The 1673-nt window shown below is 65.0% G+C and carries 1 protein-coding gene; it reads left to right on the top strand.

What is annotated here, in order from left to right; all coding sequences use genetic code 11:
- Nucleotides 1-1673, top strand: a 1673-nt coding sequence (locus AB4Z53_RS35280) for a beta strand repeat-containing protein (RefSeq protein ID WP_441600064.1), incomplete at both ends; no start/stop codon positions are given.

The following is a 1673-nucleotide window of genomic DNA, read 5'->3' as shown; positions in this document are numbered from 1 at the left end:
ACGGTCGGCAACACGACGCAGATCCTGACACTGACGGCGGGTCAGTCTGTAGTCTTCAAGCTTGCCGAAGGCACGCTGACGGTCAATTCCGACAAGACCTGGTCGTTCGACGCGGCCAGCAACCTCAACAATCCGGCTGGCGTCAACGTCACCTTCTCGCTGTCGGCCACGGACGCCGATGGTGACACGACGAGCGACAGCCAGACGATCACGGTGACCGATGGCGCCGGCCCGACGGTGGATCCGGCGTCCGCCTCGGCCTCGCTAACGCTCGACGACCAGAACCTTGCTGACGGCTCGACCCCGGGTTCGACGACGAGCGCCGGCACGATCGGCTTTAATGCGGGCTCGGACGCGATCGCCAAGATCGCCTTCGGCGACACCAGCGGCCTGACGGGTTCGCTGACCTGGGAACGCGTCTCCGACACGCAGATCGTCGGCCGTGCCGGTGGTGTTGCGATCGTGACCCTCGACCTGGTGCGCAGCGGCGACAGCGCGACGGTGACGGCGACGCTGAACGACAATTACGCCAGCCATCCCGGCATCGACGCCGACGACCTTGCGAGCCTCGGCGCGGTCAAGGTGATCGCCTCCGACACGGACGGCGACACGGCCGAGGGCACGGTCAACGTMTCGGTCTCCGACGACGTTCCGGTGATCGGCATCACAGATCCGGAGACTTCGAATGTAGTCGAAGGTCAGTCGCTTGCCGGCAACTGGACGCTGACGGCGGGTGGCGACGGCGTCAGCACGGTGAACGTGACGGTCGGCAACACGACGCAGATCCTGACACTGACGGCGGGTCAGTCGGTAGTCTTCAAGCTTGCCGAAGGCACGCTGACGGTCAATTCCGACAAGACCTGGTCGTTCGACGCGGCCAGCAACCTCAACAATCCGGCTGGCGTCAACGTCACCTTCTCGCTGTCGGCGACGGACGCCGATGGTGACACAACGAGCGACAGCCAGACGATCACGGTGACCGATGGCGCCGGCCCGACGGTGGATCCGGCATCCGCATCGGCCTCGCTGACGCTCGACGACCAGAACCTTGCCGACGGCTCGACCCCGGGTTCGACGACGAGTGCCGGCACAATCGGCTTTAATGCGGGCTCGGACGCGATCGCCAAGATCGCCTTCGGCGACACCAGCGGCCTGACGGGTTCGCTGACCTGGGATCGCGTCTCCGACACGCAGATCGTCGGCCGTGCCGGTGGTGTTGCGATCGTGACCCTCGACCTGGTGCGCAGCGGCGACAGCGCGACGGTGACGGCGACGCTGAACGACAACTACGCGAGCCATCCCGGCATCGATGCCGACGACCTTGCGAGCCTCGGTTCGGTCAAGGTGATCGCTTCCGACACGGATGGCGACACGGCCCAGGGCACGGTCAACGTATCGGTCTCCGACGATATGCCGGTGATCGGCATCACGGATCCGGAGACTTCGAATGTAGTCGAAGGTCAGTCGCTTGCCGGCAACTGGACGCTGACGGCGGGTGCCGACGGCGTCAGCACGGTGAACGTCACGGTCGGCAACACGACGCAGATCCTGACACTGACGGCGGGTCAGTCTGTAGTCTTCAAGCTTGCCGAAGGCACGCTGACGGTCAATTCCGACAAGACCTGGTCGTTCGACGCGGCCAGCAACCTCAACAATCCGGCTGGCGTCAACGT

Source organism: Ensifer sp. 2TAB8 (assembly GCF_052115125.1).
In the GTDB taxonomy this organism is placed as follows: domain Bacteria; phylum Pseudomonadota; class Alphaproteobacteria; order Rhizobiales; family Rhizobiaceae; genus Ensifer.
The sequence above is the reverse complement of the archived record's forward strand: the minus strand, read 5'-3'. Positions and strand labels throughout refer to the sequence as shown.